The sequence below is a fragment of the Pseudomonas sp. TE50-2 genome (assembly GCF_040813665.1).
GTDB classification, from domain to species: Bacteria; Pseudomonadota; Gammaproteobacteria; order Pseudomonadales; family Pseudomonadaceae; genus Aquipseudomonas; species Aquipseudomonas soli.
The window spans coordinates 4,292,575-4,313,972 of record NZ_JBFNXN010000001.1 but is presented as its reverse complement, the minus strand read 5'-3'; the positions used below and the strand labels follow the sequence as shown (position 1 = coordinate 4,313,972).

General features: G+C 64.9%; 12 protein-coding genes. 8 read left to right on the top strand and 4 right to left on the bottom strand.

The genetic code is table 11. The features are described 5' to 3' along the window. Positions 1–9: 9 nt before the first annotated feature. On the top strand, positions 10–345 hold the full coding sequence (locus AAHK21_RS19705) for a GlpM family protein (RefSeq protein WP_277501761.1): 336 nt from the start codon (positions 10–12) through the stop codon (positions 343–345). Between the two features lie 4 nt (positions 346–349). Here AAHK21_RS19705 and AAHK21_RS19700 read toward each other — a convergent pair whose 3' ends face one another. After that, a complete protein-coding gene (locus AAHK21_RS19700; protein WP_367858106.1) occupies positions 350–1,345 on the bottom strand; it encodes an alpha/beta fold hydrolase in 996 nt (331 codons plus the stop codon). Between the two features lie 198 nt (positions 1,346–1,543). Between AAHK21_RS19700 and AAHK21_RS19695 the strand changes: the two genes are divergently transcribed. Both AAHK21_RS19695 and metR read left to right on the top strand, forming a co-directional pair. Next, positions 1,544–6,946, top strand: a complete 5,403-nt coding sequence (locus AAHK21_RS19695) for a DUF6543 domain-containing protein (RefSeq protein ID WP_367858105.1) — start codon at positions 1,544–1,546, stop codon at positions 6,944–6,946. Positions 6,947–7,060: 114 nt separating this feature from the next. Continuing rightward, the gene (metR, locus tag AAHK21_RS19690) at positions 7,061–7,978 is read left to right on the top strand and encodes a transcriptional regulator MetR (protein ID WP_367858104.1); all 918 of its coding nucleotides are present in this window, start codon (positions 7,061–7,063) and stop codon (positions 7,976–7,978) included. Here metR and AAHK21_RS19685 read toward each other — a convergent pair. Beyond that, positions 7,962–8,375, bottom strand: a complete 414-nt coding sequence (locus AAHK21_RS19685; RefSeq protein ID WP_367858103.1) for an NUDIX domain-containing protein — start codon at positions 8,373–8,375, stop codon at positions 7,962–7,964. The genes metR and AAHK21_RS19685 overlap by 17 nt on opposite strands. Positions 8,376–8,538: 163 nt before the next feature. On the opposite strand from AAHK21_RS19685, the gene AAHK21_RS19680 reads away from it, so the two are divergent. Continuing rightward, positions 8,539–12,822 (top strand): DEAD/DEAH box helicase, encoded by a 4,284-nt coding sequence (locus tag AAHK21_RS19680; RefSeq protein WP_367858102.1) that lies wholly within the window; start codon positions 8,539–8,541, stop codon positions 12,820–12,822. Positions 12,823–12,854: 32 nt separating this feature from the next. Here AAHK21_RS19680 and AAHK21_RS19675 read toward each other — a convergent pair whose 3' ends face one another. After that, positions 12,855–13,112 (bottom strand): type B 50S ribosomal protein L31, encoded by a 258-nt coding sequence (locus AAHK21_RS19675; RefSeq protein ID WP_046854432.1) that lies wholly within the window; start codon positions 13,110–13,112, stop codon positions 12,855–12,857. A 181-nt stretch (positions 13,113–13,293) separates the two neighbouring features. Here AAHK21_RS19675 and AAHK21_RS19670 point away from each other — a divergent pair, with 181 nt between their 5' ends. Beyond that, positions 13,294–14,913, top strand: a complete 1,620-nt coding sequence (locus AAHK21_RS19670; RefSeq protein ID WP_367858101.1) for an FMN-binding glutamate synthase family protein — start codon at positions 13,294–13,296, stop codon at positions 14,911–14,913. 94 nt (positions 14,914–15,007) lie between these two features. Here the strand turns inward: AAHK21_RS19670 and AAHK21_RS19665 are convergent, their stop codons facing one another. Beyond that, complete coding sequence (locus AAHK21_RS19665) at positions 15,008–16,426, bottom strand: amino acid permease (RefSeq protein ID WP_367858100.1); 1,419 nt, start codon at positions 16,424–16,426, stop codon at positions 15,008–15,010. A 425-nt stretch (positions 16,427–16,851) separates the two neighbouring features. Here AAHK21_RS19665 and AAHK21_RS19660 point away from each other — a divergent pair, with 425 nt between their 5' ends. From AAHK21_RS19660 to AAHK21_RS19650, 3 genes are all read left to right on the top strand, one after another. Further along, positions 16,852–19,971: a transglycosylase domain-containing protein gene (locus AAHK21_RS19660; RefSeq protein ID WP_367858099.1), complete on the top strand. Its 3,120-nt coding sequence runs from the start codon at positions 16,852–16,854 to the stop codon at positions 19,969–19,971. Positions 19,972–20,074: 103 nt separating this feature from the next. Next, on the top strand, positions 20,075–20,608 hold the full coding sequence (locus AAHK21_RS19655; protein WP_046854428.1) for a PadR family transcriptional regulator: 534 nt from the start codon (positions 20,075–20,077) through the stop codon (positions 20,606–20,608). Then, positions 20,605–21,366 carry a siderophore-interacting protein gene (locus AAHK21_RS19650; RefSeq protein ID WP_367858098.1) on the top strand — a complete coding sequence of 254 codons (762 nt, stop codon included), beginning with the start codon at positions 20,605–20,607 and terminating at the stop codon, positions 21,364–21,366. The genes AAHK21_RS19655 and AAHK21_RS19650 overlap by 4 nt, the downstream gene beginning before the upstream one ends. The last annotated feature ends 32 nt before the right edge of the window (positions 21,367–21,398 follow it).

Below are 21,398 nucleotides of genomic sequence, written 5' to 3'. Positions count from 1 at the left end.
AAAGACAACGTGGACCTGGTATTCAAAGCGGCCCTGGGAGCCGGCGTGGTGGTGCTCCTGGCGGTTCTATCGAAAACCCGCAATTACTACATCGCCGGGCTGGTACCGCTGTTCCCCACCTTCGCCCTGATTGCCCACTACATCGTCGGCAAGGGCCGTTCACTGGCAGATCTGAAGACCACCATCCTGTTCGGGATGTGGTCGATCATTCCCTACTTCGTGTACCTGGCCACGCTGTACCTTCTGGTCGAGCGCATGCGCCTGGAGGCCTCGCTGGCCCTGGCCACGGTGGCCTGGCTGGTGGCGGCGACCGTGCTGGTGACCCTGTGGGTGCGGATGCATTGAAACCCTAGAGCCCGGCGATATGCGTCACATCCTGCCGGTGCGCTTGTAGGTAAGGCAGTACCGCCCCCAGCAGCGGCGCCTTGAACGGCTCCTGGAACCGGTGCGCCAACCCCGGGATCAGGCGCAACTGGCTACCCTGGATATGCGCCGCCAGATGCACCCCATGCATCACCGGCAGCAACGGATCGGCGGTCCCGTGCACCACCAGCGTCGGCACCCGCAGCTGGTTGAGCAATGCGACCCTGCTGGGCTCGGCGAGGATCGCCATGATCTGGCGTTTGACACCCTCCGGGTTGAACGCCCGGTCATAGGCCACGGTTGCCTGCTCGATCAGCACGGCACGCTCATCGTGCACCTCGGGGCTGCCCAGCGCCGCCAACAAGTCGGCCTGCTGCTCGATGGCCACTGCCCGACTCGGCGCGCTGCGCCGTGCCAGCAGTTGTACCAGCGCCGGGGCCGGCGTCGGCAGGCCGACGGCGCCTGAACTGGACATCACCAGGGTCAGGCTGCGCACCCGCAGCGGCGCCATGGCGGCGATGTGCTGGGCGATCATGCCGCCCATGCTTACCCCCAGCACGTGAAACTGACGAATCTCGAGGGCATCCATGAGGCGCACGCCGTCATTGGCCATGTCCGTCAGGCTGTAGGGTGCCGCAACCGGCAACCCCAGCTTGTAGCGCAGCAATTCGATGGTCAGGCTCGCCGAAGCAGGCGGCTGGTTCCACCGCGACAGGCCGACATCGCGGTTGTCGTAGCGGATCACCCGGAACCCTTGGCGACACAGCGCCTCGACCACATCGTCAGGCCAGTGGATCAGTTGGCCACCCAGGCCCATCACCAGCAACAACGCCGGATCCGTTGATGCGCCGACACTCTGGTAGACCAGGCTCAGCTCGCCCAGCTCGGCCCGTTGTACCGGCACATGGACATCACAGCGCCCTGTGGCGAGGCTCACCGGCACACTGGCCAGCAACAGGAAGAAAAGTAGAAAAACACGCATGAAAGAAAATACCAGAATGCAGATCCCCAGTAGAGCGCGAGTCTGATGAATTCCTTGCCGTCGCGCTGCCACAAAACCGTGACAATTTGATGAATTTCGCCGAGCAGAGCGACGCGCTAATTAACTACGACCTGCATGGCTTCACCGTCCCCTTCAATGGCGATGCCCCTCAAGGCAACCCTGATGAAGGATCAATCGATGAACGAGCAGACACCAACCCTCCCCCCTTTTGCGCTAGTCCCTGCAGTGCTCCAAGCTGTCCCGCCGGACACTCCGGAAGTTCACCAAGCACTGCGAACGTGCGAGGACCTGCAACGCACATTTGACGCATTGCTGCGTCAAGCCCCCAGCGTTCGCGAGGTGATCGTCGCCTCGCTGAGGAAGGCGCTGACAGTCGACCCCGAGCAGGTAGGCTTGCTGATTGAAACCGCTCGGCAGCCTCAACACATCGATCTGATTCGCTTGACGGCCTGGACCAGACACCACGCCCCAAATTCGCTGACCGACGCCTCGGCGCGCCTCTCGGGAAACCCAGCATCGCTGCGCCTGCGTCCCAGTCAGTTGCTGAAGCGAATGGCTGCCCTTGACCTGCCAAGCCTCGTGCGCCAGAGCTGGAACCTTTACTGGGATAGTCGCGCCGCCGGGACCGCGCTGAGTCGCAGGGAGCTTGCACGCTCGCAGTACCGACGACATGTCGAGGCCGCCGTCGATATTGCGTTCAGCTGCGATCACCTGGCAGCTGCCTTACGCCCCGTGCTAGGTGTAATGGACAACCCCGAATGGCTGCGAATCGGTGACCGCCAACTGTTCATCGAAACCACCACCTGCGCGCCAGGCGCGCTGATCTTCAGCATCGAAGACGAGCCCGGGCTGACCTTGTATTTGCCCGACAAGGCTGAAACATTCAGCCATCACCCTTCACGTCAGGCGCTCGAGTCCACACTTGCAACGGTCACTGGGCAACCCGCCTACATCGCCCTGGAATCGATCGAACAGGGTTTCGACGCACTCTTCGAACACCTGGGCAACAGGCTCTTGGCGACATTGGACCATGACCCTGGCGATGACCTGATCGATGCGGCCACGGCGTTGGAGCCGGCCGACCGGCTGCATGGCGAATGGCGAAACCCGAACGTCTTCGCCTTGCCGTTCGCACTCGAGCCGGTTCGAGGTGACGAATTGCAGCAGCCTTCCATGTTCGAGCTGGGTCGGCTAGGTAGAGAGGTTCCCTGGTCGGCACGTGCCGAACTTGTCGAACGGCAACTGGATGGGCTTGCGCTACTCTCCGAGCAGGACCTGGAGGAATGCCGACGACAGCAAGGCATTCTGCTCGAAGCGCGCAATGCCGCCCAAGCAGAGATCGAAGCCATCCTGATGTTGGCGAAACAGCACTCCGACAACTCTCCTGTCACCATCTCTCCCGCATTGCTGACGGCTCACCGCGTGGCCCTTTTCGCCCATGCTCGGATCCAGCGTTTGCTCGGTGAATTGTCGCCTGCGGCGCTTGCACTGATCGAATCGCTGTTCAACCCTGACGACGGCACCGTGATGACGGCGTCGCCAGTGTTGCAATCAAGCGACGCGGGCACGGCCAACAACGTACGCGAGCAGGCAGTGCACGAAGCGATCGTCATAGCCAGGCGTACACCGCTTGGCGGGCCCGACACCACACGCCCCTTTGTTTTCTACTGGATCGGCGAGGTGGGAGGACTGTTGCAGTGCGACGACCAGGCAGCACTCGCCGGCTACCTTGGCCAGCACGATCCCGCTTTGTCGCTGCGCTTCGAACCTGCCGCCGGTGATGGCCTGGCCCAGGCGCTCGACACCCAGCTGGCGCAGATGCGCCAAGCCAGGCAGGCGCTGCGCAATGAACAGGGTAGCGACGCTTTGGCACAGACCCTGCCAGAGGCAAGGCAGAGCCTGGGGCAAAAACTGCAGGTTCCCTGGCATCAAGCCCGAGAGGCGGCATTGGCCCACGTGCGCCGACAGGAACAGCTTGCCAGTACACTGAGCGGTTCGCCGACCGCCTTTGCGCGCATGAGCGAAGACACGCGTTTGTCGTTCAACGCACTGGCCAGCGAATACCTGAACGCCCTGCATGACAGCCAGACACTGATCGAACGCGACCTGCCCGATCGCGCGCTGTTCTGCCAGCAACAGGTTTCCCGGGCTCTGATGGGGGACTTCGACGACTTCGATGGTGGCCGAATCCAGCTGCAACTGCCGGTAACGGTCAATTGGCGCAATCATCCGATCGCGGGCAGTGGCGCCGCGGGAACACCAACCAGGCCGGTACTGACGGCAAGCCGGGAGACCGAAGACATCGACCTGGAAGACCTCATGCTGCAAAACATCGACAACCCACTGCTGGAGCGCCTCAGCTTTGTCCGGCCCAAGCGCGCAGACGGTCGGCCACTGACGTCACCAGTCAGGGAGGGGATCAATCGCAATTACCTGCAAGACCTGGCACGACGTCTGGACCTCGCCGAGCGCTACGAATCCGCCATCCATGCCGCGTTCGACAATCCCACCGAATCCGAGCATGCCCAGGCCTATCGACGGGAATGCCTGGTCGCCCCTTATCGCCTGATGCTGGAGGTCCAGAACCTGTTGCTTCATGAAAAGGGATGCCTGGACAACGCCGCCCAGAGGATCGTATCCGTGGCGATCGATGCCGACAGCGGTGCGAAGTTCCAGGTCGACGGTCATGATATTCGCCTGTTGCCGGCTGTCTTCACCGCAGGTGGCGCGGATACCGATGAGCACTCCACGACACTGTCGGGCGTTACCTTCATCGAGGACCGTACCAGCAAGCGTACCGTGCTCTATCGTCCAGACCATCCGACCCAGGTTCTGAGCCAGTACGAGGACCTCGAACGGGCTCGACAGGCCCTGTTCGACGACAGCGACGACTACCTCGTCAGCCGGGCGCTCACGGGGGCCCCGCGTGCCCACCAAGCGCGCCTGCGCGAAGCGCGAACGCGCCGTTTTGATCGGATGATCGGTGTGGGTACGGCCTGGCCATCCACCACATCACTGGCCACCCACTTGCTCGACGCCCACAGGGGGCGCCTGGTGATGCGCCATCGAGCGACGTCACGGTCCTATCTGGACCTGTACTTCGAGCACCTCGCCGCGCAGAGTGCGGGCGTGCTGATAGGGCTCAGGATCGCCCTGGGAGCGATACCGTTCCTGGGCCTGCCTGTCAGCGTTTTCGACACATTCACCAGCGCTACAGAGGTCGTCCAGGCGCTTTCCACCGGGACGACCGCAGATATCCTGGAAGCCTTCAACAATCTGCTGGTATCGCTGATCGATGTCGCAATGGACGCGCTAGGTGGCGGCGTGGCCATCAATGGCGCAGCCGTACGCCGAACGATCAGACCGCCTCGACTCCCCGGCCTGCGCCAGGGCACGATCGGACCAGGCCACAATCCACCCACTAATCGCAACCCAATGCGTTTCACCGGTTTGGAGCATGGTCAACCGCTGTCACTGGAGGGCCTGTGCCCCGCTACCCATGGCAAGTATCGGGGCATCTATCGACACGCCCAGGGTAACTTTATCCTGGTCGCCGGACGTCCCTACAAAGTGAGTTGGGATGCATCCGCCCGCACCTGGCAGTTGGAAGGCAATACCCGAAACACCTGGAAACGCGCCATCGCACAGGACGAGCATGGCCAATGGGATACGCATTTTGCCCTGTATGGCGTGCATCGCCAGGGGGCAGGCGTCGGTGGCGGGCAAGCCTTGGGGCATGTCGCCGACACCCTCGAGCCCCTCTGGCCCGCCGCGATACGCGAGCGCCTGCCACGCTGGTGGCGGGATCATGCCTACCGGCAGCACAACCGCCTGCGCGACAGCATCACACAGGACATGCGGCAGTTGCAGCCTCGCGCCGACCTGCTCAACCAACAGATGCAGCGCGCCATCGAACAACATGGCAAGCTCGACACTGCGCTGACCGCCTCGCTGGAGAACACACTGGCCAGCGCGCAACGCATTCATGCCGATTGCCAGTCGTTCCAGCTAGTTGCTGCTGGGCGTGTCCGTAAACGAGCGCAGGACCAGGCCAACGACCTGGCCATACTCATCTGCAACGGCCGTCAACGGCTGACCAGTGACGCCACTAGCAAGTTCACCATCGCGCTGGACGAAGTAGACCGGCTCAAGCACCTGCTCCATGTAAAAGCCTTGGAACTCGTCCCCGAGCTCGACGACAAGCAGTTCGAGGTGATCCTTCGGCAGATATCCAAATACAAAGGAGAGATGGCACAAGCTCGAGCCGAGGCGCTTGCAGCTGTCGACGACATCCGTGAGCAGGTGAGGCATTTGAAGGCCTGGCGCAAGCAGGTGAAACAGGTTGGCGCTAATCGAGATCTGTTCAACACCATTGATAACACCTTGACCGCCTTTAGCGACTCCGTGCTGAACTACATGGCTATTGCCCAGCTGTCCGCGCTCGTGCTCAAACCCGACCAGGCCTTGAGCAGCGGCGGCATCCACCTGCAATCCTTGATGAGGGACCCTCGCACGGAGCTCGACCGTGCCCTTTATGCCCTGCATCAGTTGGCTGAAACCAGGGCATCCGCCGCGCAACGCAGCAGCATCGTCACGGCTTCATTGCAGCAATCCGAGCGCTTCCGTCGTAACCTGAACTACTGGCAGAACAGCTATGAAACGTTCGTCGACGGCGCTTACGCGAAACGCCTGGGGTCTGCACTGGGCGCATACGAAGAGCACGTCAGAAGCCGGCAGTTCAACAAGGCCAAGCCATCGACACGCCCCCACAAGAAAGGCGCTATCCAGCCACGCGTGTTCGAAACGACCGACAACCGTCTGCTGGTCGGCGAGCCCGACCTGCACACCACTAACATCTACCGTATAACCGGGGTAAACGGGCGCACCGAGATCTACCATCAAGATCGTTCGGGAAAATTCACCCTGGCCAACCCCGACCCGTCACCTGCTGAAGGGCGCGCCGTGTCTCTCGCAGAGCTGCAAAGCGAGGCTCGACGCCAACAGGATGAACTGCAGGCGTATCGCCGCAAGGTACAGCAGTACGCTGATCAAGGCTTGGATGGCGCAAGCCTTGAAGACCTTATGCTCTTCAAGGCAAACGATCTGGACAAACTCGCCTCGCGAATTGCCGAGCAGGCAAGCGATGACGGTCTGGTGCACCGGTTGCGCGACACGGCGCGAGAAATTGCCCGGCAAGGCAAAGCACTACGCGTCGACTACATCATGGGCACGCGCCAACCTAACGGCGCACAGCTCGAGTACCTGCTCGAGGAAGGCCTGGTGCGCATCGGCAAGGAAGGCGGGCTGGTGGAGCTGAGGCGGAGCGTCGATGGCCGCCGGGATTTCCTTCAAGAGTTCGTGGTACTCGACACACGGCGCCCCGCGCCACGACCGCTCTGGTACGCCCATTTCCATTTCGACAAGATGGCGCCCTCCTTTGACGAGTTCGTCAAGGCCCACCTGAAAACATCCGCCCAGCGCCGGCTGGGACGCGAATGGCAGGATAGCCATGTCGAACAGATCTGGCGTGGCGAGCTCACGCGGCCCATGGCCCGGCAGCACTTTGCAGCCTTGTTCTGACCTTCCACCGGGGCGAGGATCGCCCCCTTTCATCACCCATCGACATACACCACCAACATGAGAGAAACTCAATCTTCGATTTAGACCAAGCTTGCTTTTCGCTGGAGCCCCGCCGTGCTGGAAATACGCCACTTGAAAACCCTTCATGCCCTGCGCGAGGCCGACAGCCTGGTGGAGGCCGCTGAGCGGCTGCACCTCACGCAATCGGCGCTGTCGCACCAGTTCAAGGAACTGGAGGAGCGCCTGGGCCTGCCACTGTTCACGCGCAAGACCAAACCAATCCGCTTCACCAGCGCCGGCCTGCGCCTGCTGCAACTGGCCGACGCCACCCTGCCGCTGTTACGGGGGGCCGAACGCGATATCGCCCGCCTGGCCGGCGGTACCGCCGGGCGCCTGCACATGGCCATCGAGTGCCACAGCTGCTTCCAGTGGCTGATGCCGACCATCGACCAGTTCCGCGACGCCTGGCCGGAAGTGGAGCTGGACCTGGCCTCGGGCTTTGCTTTCGCCCCGTTACCAGCCCTGGCACGTGGCGACCTCGACCTGGTGGTGACCTCCGACCCGGTGGACCTGGCCGGCATCACCTATGTGCCGTTGTTCACCTACGAAGCCATGCTCGCCGTGGCCAACCAGCACCCGTTGGCCGCCAAGCCCTACATCGTGCCCGAGGACCTGCTCGACCAGACCCTGATCACCTACCCGGTGGAACGCGACCGCCTGGACATCTTCACCCGCTTCCTGGAGCCGGCCGACATCGAGCCGGCCGCGGTGCGCACCTCGGAGCTGACGGTGATGATGATGCAACTGGTGGCCAGCGGTCGTGGTGTATGCGGCATGCCGCACTGGGCGCTGCACGAGTACAGCTCGCGGGGTTATGTGAAGGGCAAGCGACTGGGCGACAAAGGGTTGTTCGCCACCCTTTACGCGGCGGTGCGCACCGACATGCTCGATGCGCCGTACATGCGTGACTTCCTGCTGACCGCCAAGGACACCTCGTTCGCCACCCTCGACGGGGTCAGCGCGGTGCGTTGAGGCCTGCGCGCCACAGCGGCAGGATCAGGTCGCGGGTCAGCGGCGCCAGGTTCAGCGTGTTCGCCTGGTCGACGGCCAGCCAGGTCACCTCTTCGATTTCCGCCGCTGGGACCACAGCCTCGTGGCACTCGACACGGAACAGTTCGGCCTGGACCTCGAAGCCCGGCTCGTTGGCGGCCGGGGCACTGAAGCGGCCCAGGTGGACGGCCTGGGCGGGATCGACGCGCAGTCCCAGTTCCTCGTGCAGCTCACGCACCAGCGCCTGAGCCGGCGACTCGCCCGGGTCGATCTTGCCACCTGGTTGCATGAAGGCCAGGGTGTCGCGCTTGCGTACCAGCAGGGTCCGCCCCTGGGAGTCAATGAGCAGGGCGGCGGCGATTCGGATGGTCTTGGGCATGCTGGACACTCGGTTTGCTGAGGTTGCGCAGGATACCTGACAGGGCCCTGTCGCGGGACAAGTCGCAGCGGCGAACCGCCGCTCCCACGAGTACTCGACAGGGCCAGAACAGGCAGACGAACGGCCCCTTGCCATTCCCCTGCTTACCCGCCATAACCAACCCATGAACCTGCCCGCCCCCCTGCACCCGGTGCTCGACCTGTTCCACCCCGCCGTCGCCACCTGGTTCCGCCAACGCTTCGCCACCGTCACCGAAGCCCAGGCCGGCGCCTGGCCGCTGATCCATGCTGGCCAGTCGATGCTGCTGGCCGCGCCGACCGGCTCGGGTAAGACCCTCAGCGCCTTCCTCGCGGTGCTCGACGAGTTGTTCCGCCAAGGGTTGCAACAGGGCGGCGAGCTACCCGCGCACACCCAGGTGGTCTATGTGTCGCCGCTCAAGGCGCTGTCCAATGACATTCGCCTCAACCTCGACGCCCCGCTCGCGGGTATTGGCCAGCAGTTCGCACAACTCGGCCTCGAGGCGCCGCGCATCACCACTGCCGTGCGTACCGGCGACACGCCCCAGAAGGAGCGCGCCGCCATGCGCAAGCTGGCCCCGCACATCCTGGTGACCACGCCGGAATCACTGTATGTGCTGATGGGCTCGGCCTCCGGTCGCCAGGGGCTGGCCAGTGTGCACACGGTGATCGTCGACGAGATCCACGCGCTGGCCGGCAACAAGCGTGGCTGCCACCTGGCGCTGACCCTGGAACGCTTGCAGGCCCTCGCTGGCCGACCTTTGAGGCGTATCGGCCTGTCCGCGACCCAGAGGCCAGTGGAACGCGTGGCGCAGTTTCTGGTTGGCGAAGGACGGCCCTGCGCCATCGTCGATATCGGCCATGTCCGCCAACGCGACCTGGCTCTGGAAGTACCGCCTGTGCCACTGGGCGCGGTCATGGCCACCGATGTCTGGAGCCTGGTCTACGACCGCCTCGCTGTCCTCGCCCGCGAGCACCGCACCACGCTGGTGTTCGTCAACACCCGACGTCTGGCCGAGCGCCTGACGCGTCACCTGGGCGAGCGCCTGGGCAACGACGCGGTCGCCGCCCATCACGGCAGCCTGGCCAAGGAGCATCGCCTGGCCGCCGAGCAGCGGCTCAAGGCCGGCGAACTGCAGGTGCTGGTGGCCACCGCGTCGCTGGAGCTGGGCATCGATATCGGCGATGTCGACCTGGTCTGCCAGATCGCCTCGCCCGGCTCGATTGCCGCGTTCCTGCAGCGGGTCGGACGTTCCGGCCACCAGGTCGAGGGCATCCCCAAGGGCCGCCTGTTCCCCACCTCGCGGGATGACCTGATCGAATGCGTGGCGTTGCTCGACTGCGTGCGCCAGGGCGAGCTGGACGCCCTGCACATCCCTCACGCGCCGCTTGACGTGCTGGCCCAGCAGATCGTCGCCGAGGTCAGCAACCAGCCGTGGCCCGAGCGCGCGCTGTTCGACCTGCTGCGCCAGGCGACGCCTTATGCCGAGCTGGACGATGGCCATTACCAGGCCTTGCTGCGCATGCTCGCCGAGGGCTACAACGGCCGCCAGGGGGTGCGTGGCGCCTACCTGCACCGCGATGCGGTGAACGGCATCCTGCGTGGGCGTCGCGGCAGCCAGCTGACCGCGCTGACCAGCGGCGGCACCATTCCCGAGACGGCCGACTATGCGGTGCTGCTCGAGCCCCAGGCGTTGAACATCGGCAGTGTCAACGAGGATTTCGCCGTCGAGAGCATTGCTGGCGATATCTTCCAGCTGGGCAACGCGTCGTACCGCATCCTGCGCGTCGAGCCTGGGCGGGTGAGGGTCGAGGACGCGCACGGCTTGCCACCGACCATTCCGTTCTGGCTCGGCGAGGCGCCTGGGCGCAGTGACGAGCTGTCTGCTGCGGTAGCCCGGCTGCAGCAGCGTCTCGACCAACGATTGCAGGACGGCGACGCTCAACAGGTGCAGGCCTGGCTCCAGGCGACTTATGAACTGGACGAAGCCTGCGCCAGCCAACTGCTGGACTATCTCGGCCGTACCTGGCAGGTACTCGGCGCCCTGCCCTCGCAGCAGACGCTGGTGATGGAGCGCTTTTTCGACGAGTCCGGCGGCACCCAGCTGATCATCCACTCGCCCTTTGGCAGCCGTATCAACCGCGCCTGGGGCCTGGCCCTGCGCAAGCGCTTCTGCCGCACCTTCAACTTCGAACTGCAGGCGGCGGCCAGCGAGGACGCCATCGTGCTGTCACTGTCCACCAGCCACAGTTTCGACCTGGACGAGGTGTGGCGCTACCTGAACAGCCGCAGTGCCGAAGCGATCCTGATCCAGGCTTTGCTCGACGCCCCGCTGTTCGGCGTGCGCTGGCGCTGGAATGCCGCGGTGGCCATGGCCCTGCCGCGTTACGTGGGCGGTCGCAAGGTGGCGCCGCAGATCCAGCGCATGAAAAGCGAGGACCTGGTCGCCTCGGTGTTCCCCGACCAGCTCGCCTGCCTGGAGAACATCGTCGGCGAGCGGCAGATCCCTGATCATCCCTTGGTCGAGCAGACCCTCGACGACTGCCTGCACGAGGCCATGGACAGCGAAGGCTGGCTGGCGCTGCTGCGGCGCATGGAGCACGGTGAAATAGGCTTGCTCAGTCGCGATCTGCCGGCCCCCTCGCCGCTGGCCTCCGCGATTCTCAATGCCCGCCCCTACACCTTCCTCGATGACGCGCCGCTGGAAGAGCGGCGCACCCAGGCCGTGCTCAACCGACGTTGGAGCGACGTGCACAGCGCCGACGACCTGGGCGCGCTGGACGCCGACGCCATTGCCGCAGTGAAGGCCGAAGCCTGGCCCCAGGCTCGCAACCCCGACGAAATGCATGAGGCGCTGATGAGCCTGGGGGCCATGACCGAGCACGAAGTAGATACCAATGGCGCCTGGCGCGACCTGTTGCAGCAATTGGCCAAGGCGGGCCGGATCGGTCGCCTGGATACGGGCGAACACCGTCTGTGGCTGGCCCGTGAGCGCCAGCAGGCGCTGTTGACGCTATACCCGGATGCTCGCCTGGAACCGGATATGCCGCTATTGCCAGGCTATGACGCCCCCGTCGACAGCGATACCGCCCTCACCGAACTGCTGCGCTGCCGCCTCGATGGCTTTGGCCCGATGACGCTGGAGCAGATTGCGACACCTCTGGCGCTGAAGGCCGGCGACTGCGAACAGGCCCTGGCCCGCCTGGAGGGCCAGGGCCTCGTGATGCGTGGCCATTTCAGCCCCGGCCAGACCCGCCTGCAATGGTGCGAACGGCACCTGCTGGCGCGCATTCATCGCTACACGGTCAAACGCCTGCGCCAGGAGATCGAACCGGTCAGCCTGCAGGACTACCTGCGCTTCCTGTTCGACTGGCAGCACGTGAGCGGCGAAACCCGCCTGCGTGGGCCGCAGGCAGTACCCGAGGTGCTCGCCCAGTTGCAGGGTTTTCCCGTCGCCGCCGGGGCCTGGGAGGGCGACCTGCTGCCAGCGCGAATCAAGGACTACAGCCCCCACTGGCTCGATGAGGCCTGCCGCAGCGGCCAGTGGTCCTGGAGTCGGCTGGCCGCGACGCTGGCGGCCAGCACCCTGGCCAGCACGCCCCTGGTGCTGCTGCCGCGCGAACACCTGGGGCTGTGGCGCAGCCTCACCCCCGCGCCCGACCTCGAACAGCTGGGTGCCCGCGCGCAGCGGGTCCTGCAGACCTTGCAGGAGCAAGGGGCGCTGTTCTTCGACGAACTGGCCCATGAAGCCCACCTGCTGCCCAGCGAACTGGAATCGGCGCTGCAGGAACTGGTGGGCTCGGGCCTGGCCAGCGCCGACGGTTTCAGCGGCCTGCGCAGCCTCATCAGCCCGGCGGCCAGGCGCAGGCCGCGCACCAGCCGGCGCGGACACCCTGCACTGTCGAGCAGCATGGTCCACGCCGGGCGCTGGGCCTTGCTGCGCCGCTCGGCCACCACCGTCGACAGCGACCAGCGCCTGGAACATGTGGCCCGCAGCCTGCTGCGTCGTTATGGCGTGGTGTGCTGGCGCTTGCTGGAGCGCGAGAGCGATGTGCTGCCCCCGTGGCGCGCACTGCTGCGCTGCTATCAGCGTCTCGAGGCGCGAGGCGAGATCCGCGGGGGGCGCTTCATTGCCGGGCTGGCGGGCGAGCAGTTCGCCCTGCCCGAAGCGGTAGGGTTGCTGCGCCAGGTGCGCAACCGAGCGCCAGGCGGGGAACTGGTGGTAGTCAGCGGCTGCGACCCCCTGAACCTGGTCGGCACACTGCTGCCGGGGACGAAAGTGCCGGCGGTGGCGGGCAATCGGCTGCTGTACCGCGACGGGGTGCCAGTCGCCAGTCGCGTGGCAGGGAAGTACCTGTTTGCGGTCGAGGCACCGGCCAGCGAACAGGATCACTGGCGCCAGCTTCTGTTGCGCGATACAGCAACCTAGAGAACCGTGGGAGTACCGCCGCTCCCGCAGGCTCAACCCTTGGCCTGGAACCCGGCGAAGCGCTTGTTGAACCCGGCCACCCGCCCTTCCACCGTGGTCTTGCGCTGCTGCCCGGTGTACACCGGATGCGAGGCGCTGGAGACATCCAGCGCGACGTAGGGGTAGGTCTGGCCATCGCTGTGCACCTGGGTGCGGTCGGTATCCACCGTGGAACCGATCAGGAAGTACACATCGGCAGCGGTATCGTGGAACAGCACCGGGCGGTAGTCGGGGTGAATGCCAGCTTTCATGACGCAATCTCCTGGGAAGCAATAGTGATACTTTATAACGTATCACAATGCGAATGATTTTCGATACCCGAGTTTTCATTTTTCTGCCGCCCGGTACGCTGGCAAAACGCCGCCCAACCGGGCTATGGTCGGCCTTTGCCCAGGCCCCTGAGCCTGACCGAGCCATCCGCAAGGACCCCGTATGAGCCTGTCACTTCTCAGCCGTTACGCCTTCTTCGCCGCCTGCGTGCTGTTCACCCTCGCCAGCCTGCCATTCCTCGCCCACGACTGGCTGTGGCCGTTCGCCCTGACCACCGGCGTTCTCAGCCTGATCGGCGTGTTCGACCTGCTGCAGCAGCGCCACGCGGTACGCCGCAACTATCCGATCCTCGGCAATATCCGCTACCTGGTCGAGGGCATCCGCCCGGAGATCCGCCAGTACCTGCTGGAGTCCGACAGCGATGCGCTGCCCTTCTCCCGCGCCCAGCGCTCGCTGGTCTATGCCCGGGCCAAGAACGAAGCCTCGGACAAACCCTTTGGCACCTTGATCGATGTGTACGAGTCGGGCTTCGAATTCATCGGCCATTCCATGCGCCCCGCGCCGCTGGCCGACCCGTCCGCCTTTCGTGTCGTGGTCGGCGGCCCGCAATGCACGCAGCCGTACTCCGCGTCGATCTTCAACATCTCGGCCATGAGCTTCGGCTCGCTCAGCGCCAACGCCATCCGCGCCCTCAACCAGGGCGCCAAGCTGGGCAACTTCCACCACGACACCGGCGAAGGCAGCATCAGCCCCTACCACCGCGAACACGGCGGCGACCTGGTGTGGGAGCTGGGCAGTGGCTACTTCGGCTGCCGCACTGCGGATGGCCGCTTCGACCCCGAGCGCTTCGCCGCCCAGGCGCAGAGCCCGCAGGTGCGGATGATCGAGATCAAGATGAGCCAGGGCGCCAAACCCGGCCACGGCGGCATCCTGCCCAAGCACAAGGTGACCAAGGAGATCGCCGAGACCCGCGGCATCCTGATGGGCGAGGACTGCATCTCGCCGTCACGCCACAGCGCCTTCTCCACGCCGATCGAAATGATGCAGTTCATCGCCCAGTTGCGTGAGCTGTCCGGCGGCAAGCCGGTGGGCTTCAAGTTCTGCCTCGGCCACCCCTGGGAGTTCATGGGCATCGCCAAGGCCATGCTGGAAACCGGCATCCTCCCCGACTTCATCGTCGTCGACGGCAAGGAAGGCGGCACCGGCGCCGCTCCGGTGGAGTTCACCGACCATATCGGCGTGCCGCTGCGCGAAGGCCTGCTGTTCGTACACAACACCCTGGTGGGCCTGAACCTGCGCGACAAGATCAAGCTCGGCGCCAGCGGCAAGATCGTCAGCGCCTTCGACATCGCCAGCGTGCTGGCCATCGGCGCCGACTGGGCCAACTCGGCACGCGGCTTCATGTTCGCCATCGGCTGCATCCAGTCGCAGAGCTGCCACACCAACAAGTGCCCGACCGGCGTGGCCACCCAGGACGCCCTGCGCCAGCGCGCGCTGGTGGTGCCAGACAAGGCCCAGCGGGTGTTCAACTTCCATCACAACACCCTGCGCGCCCTGGCCGAGATGCTCGCCGCCGCAGGGCTGGAGCACCCAGCGCAACTAGAGGCCAAGCACCTGGTGCGGCGTATCTCGGCTACCGAGATCAAGCTGTTCTCGCAGATGCATGTGTTCCTCAAGCCGGGTGAATTGCTCACCGGCGAGGTGAACGGGCAGTTCTATTCGCGGATGTGGCAGTTGGCCCGGGCGGACAGCTTCGAGCCGCACAGCGAGGTAGCGGCCTGATCAGACTTCATCGCAGGTCAAGCCCGCTCCCACGCCAGACCACGATGGTCACCACATGAAAACAAAGCCCCGGCACTGGCCGGGGCTTCGTTCATCAGGAGGCGGTACTCACCGCACCCTCGGCCTCTTTAGGCGCCAGGCGGAAGGTGTAGTACAGCGCCGTCAACAGCACCAGGAACGCCGGGCCGATATACAGGGCCACGCGGGTGTCCGGGAAGTACGCCATCAGGCCCACCACCAGCACCAGGAACGCCAGCGCCAGGTACGAGCTCAGCGGCCACAGCCACATGCGGTATTTCAGCGCGTTGCGCTCGGCAGTGGTGAGCCCGGCGCGGAACTTCAGCTGCGCCAGCAGGATCATCACCCAGGTCCAGATCGCGCCGAAGGTGGCGATCGAGGTTACCCAGACGAACACTTTCTCCGGCACCAGGTAGTTGGCCAGCACACCCAGCAGCAGCGCGCCGATCGACAGCAGCAAGGCATTGCGCGGCACGCCGCTCTTCGAGGTGCGGGCGAAGGTGGCCGGGGCCTGGCCGTTCTGCGCCAGGCTGTAGAGCATGCGCCCGGTGCTGAAGATGCCGCCGTTGCACGACGACAGCGCGGCGGTGATCACCACGAAGTTGATGATGCCGGCGGCAGTCTTGATGCCGAGGCGCTCGAAGGTCATCACGAACGGGCTGCCCTGGCTGCCGATCTCGTTCCACGGGTAGATCGACAGGATCACGAACAGCGCGCCCACGTAGAACAGCAGGATGCGCCAGAACACCGAGCCGATGGCCTGGGGGATGGTTTTCTGCGGGTTGCGCGCTTCGCCGGCGGTCAGGCCGATCATCTCCACGCCCAGGTAGGCGAACATCACCATCTGCAGCGACATCAGCACGCCGGTCACGCCGTTGGGCATGAAACCGCCGTTGCTCCACAGGTTGGAGACGCCCATGGCCACGCCGTCATTGCCGAAGCCGAAGGCGATGATGCCGATGCCACCGAGCACCATGGCGATGATGGTGACGATCTTGATCAGGGCGAACCAGAACTCGAACTCACCGAATGCCTTGACCGCGATCAGGTTGATCGCGCCCATGCTGCCCAGGGCCATCAATGCCCAGATCCAGCGCGGCACGTCGGGGAACCAGATGCCCATGTAGATGGCCACCGCGGTGATCTCGGCGACGCAGGTTACCAGCCACAGGAACCAGTAGTTCCAGCCGGTCAGAAAGCCCGCCAGCGGGCCGAGGTAGTCTTGGGCGTAGCGGCTGAACGACCCGGCGACCGGGTTGTGCACGGCCATTTCACCAAGGGCGCGCATGATCACCAGGATGGCCAGGCCACCGATGATGTAGGAGAGCATGATGGCGGGGCCGGCCATTTCGATGGCCTTGGCCGAACCGAGGAACAGGCCGACGCCGATACAGGCGCCGAGGGCCATCAGACGGATGTGCCGTTCGCCCAGCTCGCGCTTGAGCGGGCCGCCCTGGGCGGACTCGCCCTGGGCAGGGTGGTTGCCGACTGGCATAGCAATACAACCTCATTTTGTTATTGGATTTGACCTTCGTGCAGCACCGGCCGCGCCGATAGGCGGGGCGTCGGCTCGCCAGGCCGCCTTGTGGGCGGGCCTGTCCACCGGGCACACAGCACCGATGGTTCGAAGGGGGCGAGCAGTATAGGAAGCCACTTGCAGGGCTTTTCACTATATACAGTGGGAAATTTGGCGAGAATTCTCGGCCAAATCCCCTTCACCGGAGGGGCATCCTGGCCTCGCTCCGCCCATGCACAGGAATGGGGCAGCTACCTTAGCAACATTGCCGAAGAATGGAAGTCGCACCAAAGGCGCATGTTCATACGTGATTCCCCGAAGCTTCTTACAAATTTTTCACCAAACTCGGCCACCGTCTAAGCTTCAGACAAGCAACGCGAAAACACCTGGCCGGACTCAAGACTATGGGCGCACTGTGGCAATCGGAACCAACCAGAACGGAAGCACCCAAAGAAGCTCAGGCTGAAGCCCCCTTGTCCAAGACTCCACGTCAGCGCCGCCTGTGGTGGCGCCTGATCCTGCTTATCCTGCTGGTGGCACTGGTGGCGGTGGGTCTGGCCGCCTACGACGAATTCCAGACCTCGCGCCTGCAGTCCCGTGAATTCAGCCGCCTGGCCGGCACCCTGACCTATGCCCTGGAGCCCGGCCCGAGCGATGCCATCGTCTACCCGGGCGACGGCCCGTTCGACAAACGCCTGGGCTACAGCGCCCTGGGCGAGTTCCTGCCACGGCTGCTCAAGCGCGACTACCTGATCAACCAGCAGGTGCGCTTCTCCCCGGCGCTGATGAACTACGTCGATCACGGCCTGTTCGCGCCCTACGTGGAAAAGATCCAGGCCGGCCTGTCGATCACCGACTGCCGCGGCGACATGCTCTACCAGTACAACTACCCGCAGCACCTGTACCCGAATTTCGCCGCGATCCCGCCGGTGATGGTCAACAGCCTGCTGTTCATCGAAAACCGCGACCTGCTCGACCCGAAGGACCCGCAGAACAACCCGGCGGTGGATTGGCCGCGCTTTGCCAAGGCGGCCTACAGCCAGATTGCCAAGTACCTGGCCCTGCCCGGCCAGTCGGCCGGTGGCAGCACCCTGGCCACCCAACTTGAGAAGTATCGCCACTCGCCGGACGGGCTGACCGTCTCCGGCGCCGAGAAGATCCGCCAGATGATCTCCGCCAGCGTGCGCGCCTACCAGGGCGGCCCCGACACCACCGAGGCCCGCGAACGCATCGTGCGCGACTACCTCAACAGCGTGCCGCTGTCCGCGGTCCCTGGCCACGGTGAGGTGCACGGCATGGCCGAAGGCTTGCGGGTGTGGTACGGCGCCGACTTCGATCAGGTCAACCAGGCCCTCACCTCCACCGCCACCGACGACAAGAGCATGGCCGAGCGCGGCCTGGCCCTGCGCCAGGTGCTGTCACTGATGATTGCCCAACGCCGGCCTTCGCATTACCTGTCCAAGGGTCGCATCGAACTGGCGGAACTGACCGATTCGCACATCCGGGTACTCGCCGCCAACGCTGTCATCGACCGTCCACTGGCCGACGCCGCCCTGGCCAGCAAGGCGGTGTACCGCGACTGGGTGGCCCAACCGACCATCGTGCCGATCATCACCAACAAGGGCATCAGCCTGGCCCGCAACCGCCTCGCGGCGATGCTCAACCGGCCGCTGTACGACCTCGACCGCCTCGACCTGTCGGCCACCAGCACCCTGCAGGCCGACCTGCAAGTGCAGGTCAGCCAGTACCTGAAGAACCTCGCCGATCCGGCGTTCGCCGCACAGCTCGGCCTGATCGGCGAACGCCTGCTTACCAGCAAGACGACCGACCAGGTCAGCTACAGCTTCACCCTGTTCGAACGCACCGCCGACGGCTCGCGGGTGCGGGTGCAGACCGACAGCACCAACCAGCCCTTCGACATCAACGAAGGCAGCAAGCTCGAACTGGGCTCCACCGCCAAGCTGCGGGTGCTTACCACCTACCTGGAAATCGTTGCCGAGCTGCACGACAAGTACGCCGGCAAACCCGCCGCCGAACTGAAGAAAGTCTCGGTGGCCGAACTCGACCGCATCAGCCAGTGGTCACTGGAATGGCTGATGCTGAACGGCAAGAACCAGAGCCTGGACGCCATGCTCGACGCAGCCCTTGAGCGCAAGTACTCGGCCAACACCGGCGAGGCCTTTTTCACCGGTGGCGGCATGCACGTGTTCAACAACTTCCGCAAGGAAGACAACAACCGCAACCCGACCCTCAAGGATGCCCTGCGCGAGTCGATCAACCTGCCGTTCATCCGCCTGATGCGCGACATCGTGCGCTACGTCACCTACCAGCAGCCGTTCAACCGCGAACCGCTGCTCAGGGACGACAGCGACCCGCGCCGCCAGGAATACCTGGCGCGTTTCGCCGACCGCGAAGGCTCCAACTACACCATGCGCTTCTGGAAGAAATACCAGCGCAAGACCTCGCAACAGCGCCTGGACACCTTCCTCGACAGCATGCGCGTGACCCCGCAGCGCCTGGCCGCGGTGCACCGCTACCTGTTCCCCGAGGCCGGCCAGGAAACCTTCAACGCCTTCGTCCGCGCCCATAGCAAGGACGACAAGAAGGCCATGGCCAAGCTCACCGATGGCCGCCTGGTGGAGATGTACGAGGCCTATGGTCCGGGCAAGTACGACCTGCCCGACCAGGGCTATATCGCCAAGGTCCACCCCTTGGACCTGTGGCTGCTCGGCTACCTGCTGAAAAACCCTGGCGCCTCACTCAAGGACGCCCTCAACGCCAGCCGCTTCGAACGCCAGGAGGTCTACAGCTGGCTGTTCAAGAGCCGCCACCAGGGCGCTCGCGACAGCCGCATCCGCACCATGGTCGAGATCGAGGCGTTCACCGACATTCACCAGCGCTGGAAGCGCGTGGGTTATCCGTTCGACCACCTGGTACCGTCGCTGGCCACCGCCATCGGCAGCTCCGGCGACCGGCCGGCCGCCCTCTCCGAACTGGTCGGGATCATCCAGAACGATGGCGTGCGCCTGCCGACCCTGCGTATCGACACCTTGCACTTCGCCCAGAACACCCCGTACGAGACGCAACTGATCAGCGACCCGGACCGCGGTCAGCGGATCTTGCCCGTCGAGGTCGCCCGGGCGCTCAAGGGCGCCATGTCGCAGGTGGTCGATGCCGGTACCGCGCGGCGCATCTCCGGCAGCTTCAAACTGCACGACGGCACGCCGCTGGTGATGGGCGGCAAGACCGGTACCGGCGACAACCGCATCGAAAGCTTCGGCGCCGGCGGCCGGCTGATCGGCTCGCGCTCGCTGAACCGCACCGCCACCTTCGTGTTCTTCCTCGGCGACAACCACTTCGGCACCCTCACCGCGTTCGTTCCGGGGCGCACGGCCGAGGCGTTCACCTTCACCTCGGCACTGCCGGTGCAGGTGCTCAAGGGCATGGCGCCGATCCTCATGCCGTACCTGGAACCGGGCAACCCCACCGCCTGCAAGGCGCCGCAGGTGGCGGGCCAGTCGTGAATCATCAAAAAACCAGATGATAATCATCTGCATTTGAAGGCTTGTCTTTAGATATATCTTGAGTAATATCTTGCGATATATCTAAACAGACGGAGCCCTCTCCATGCGTGACCATGATCCCTTCGAACGCCGCCCCGGCCGCGGCGAACGTGGCCCACGGGTATTCGCCCCGGGCGACCTGAAACTGCTGATGCTGTCGATGCTGGCTGAGCAACCGGGCCACGGCTACGACCTGATCCGCCAGATCGAGAGCCTCTTCGACGGCAGCTACAGCCCCAGCCCCGGGGTGATCTACCCGACCCTCAGCTACCTCGAGGAAGCCGAGCTGGTCACCGGCGCCATCCAGGGCAGCAAGCGCCTTTACGCCATCACCGATGCCGGTCGCAGCGCCCTGGCAGAACAGGCCGTTGCCCTCGACGGCGTGCGCATGCGCATCGAGGTGAGCAAGCGTGCCTTGCGCGGCCACGACCGCCCCGCGGAAATCCACGAAGCCGTCGGCAACCTGCGCCATGCCCTGCACATGCACAGTGGCCGCTGGAGCGCCGAAGAGATCGAGCGGGTGCGCAACCTGCTCAACGACACCGCCAAGGCCATCGCCTCCGGGCCGGCCATCCCTGTTACGGAGAACACCCCATGAGCGACACCATCCACCGCGTCAACCACGAGATCCGCCAACGCCGCCTCGACGTGCTGCGGGTCACCGACCTGACCCCGCGCATGCGCCGCATCACCCTGGGTGGCGCGGAGCTGGCGGGCTTCGCCAGCGTTGGCAGCGACGACCACATCAAGCTGCTGTTCGCCTGCACGCCCGAAGAACAGCAAGCCATCGACGCCCACAACCTCGGCCGCGACGGCGGTGCCCGACCGACCATGCGCGAGTACACGCCACGGCGTATCGACCTGGCGAACCTTGAACTGGATATCGACTTCGTCCTGCATGGCGACGGCCCCGCCTCCACCTGGGCCGCGCAGGCAGCGCCAGGGCAGACCCTGGACATTGCCGGCCCACGCGCCTCGATGGTGGTGCCGGACATCTTCGACAGCTACCTGCTGATCGGTGACGAAACCGCAATCCCGGCCATCGCCCGGCGCCTTGAAGAATTGCCAGCGGGGCGCCAGGTAGTGGCGGTGATCCAGATCGAGGACGAGCAGGAGCGCCAGGCACTGGCCAGCAAGGCGCAAGTGGAGGTGATCTGGGTGCGCCGGCATGCAGAAGACCTGCTGGAGCGGGTCAGGCACCTGGCGCTGCCCCAGGGCCGGCTGTATGGCTGGGTGGCGCTGGAGAAGGCACTGACCCGGCAGGCCAAGGCGCTGCTGCTGGAAAAGGGCGTGCAGGAAGACGCCCTCAAGGCTGCCGCCTACTGGCGGGCCGACGGCACCGCCGACGACGAATGACGCCGGCTGGGCCTGTGGCAGCGGGCGAGCCC

Bases quoted from the DNA above. Each gene is read 5' to 3' on its own strand.
- AAHK21_RS19675 (WP_046854432.1), bottom strand. From the start codon at position 13,112: ATGAAAGCTGGCATTCACCCCGACTACCGCCCGGTGCTGTTCCACGAT.
- AAHK21_RS19695 (WP_367858105.1), top strand. From the start codon at position 1,544: ATGAACGAGCAGACACCAACCCTCCCCCCTTTTGCGCTAGTCCCTGCA.
- AAHK21_RS19685 (WP_367858103.1), bottom strand. From the start codon at position 8,375: ATGCCCAAGACCATCCGAATCGCCGCCGCCCTGCTCATTGACTCCCAG.
- AAHK21_RS19650 (WP_367858098.1), top strand. From the start codon at position 20,605: ATGAGCGACACCATCCACCGCGTCAACCACGAGATCCGCCAACGCCGC.
- AAHK21_RS19665 (WP_367858100.1), bottom strand. From the start codon at position 16,426: ATGCCAGTCGGCAACCACCCTGCCCAGGGCGAGTCCGCCCAGGGCGGC.
- AAHK21_RS19680 (WP_367858102.1), top strand. From the start codon at position 8,539: ATGAACCTGCCCGCCCCCCTGCACCCGGTGCTCGACCTGTTCCACCCC.
- AAHK21_RS19700 (WP_367858106.1), bottom strand. From the start codon at position 1,345: ATGCGTGTTTTTCTACTTTTCTTCCTGTTGCTGGCCAGTGTGCCGGTG.
- AAHK21_RS19660 (WP_367858099.1), top strand. From the start codon at position 16,852: ATGGGCGCACTGTGGCAATCGGAACCAACCAGAACGGAAGCACCCAAA.
- AAHK21_RS19655 (WP_046854428.1), top strand. From the start codon at position 20,075: ATGCGTGACCATGATCCCTTCGAACGCCGCCCCGGCCGCGGCGAACGT.
- AAHK21_RS19670 (WP_367858101.1), top strand. From the start codon at position 13,294: ATGAGCCTGTCACTTCTCAGCCGTTACGCCTTCTTCGCCGCCTGCGTG.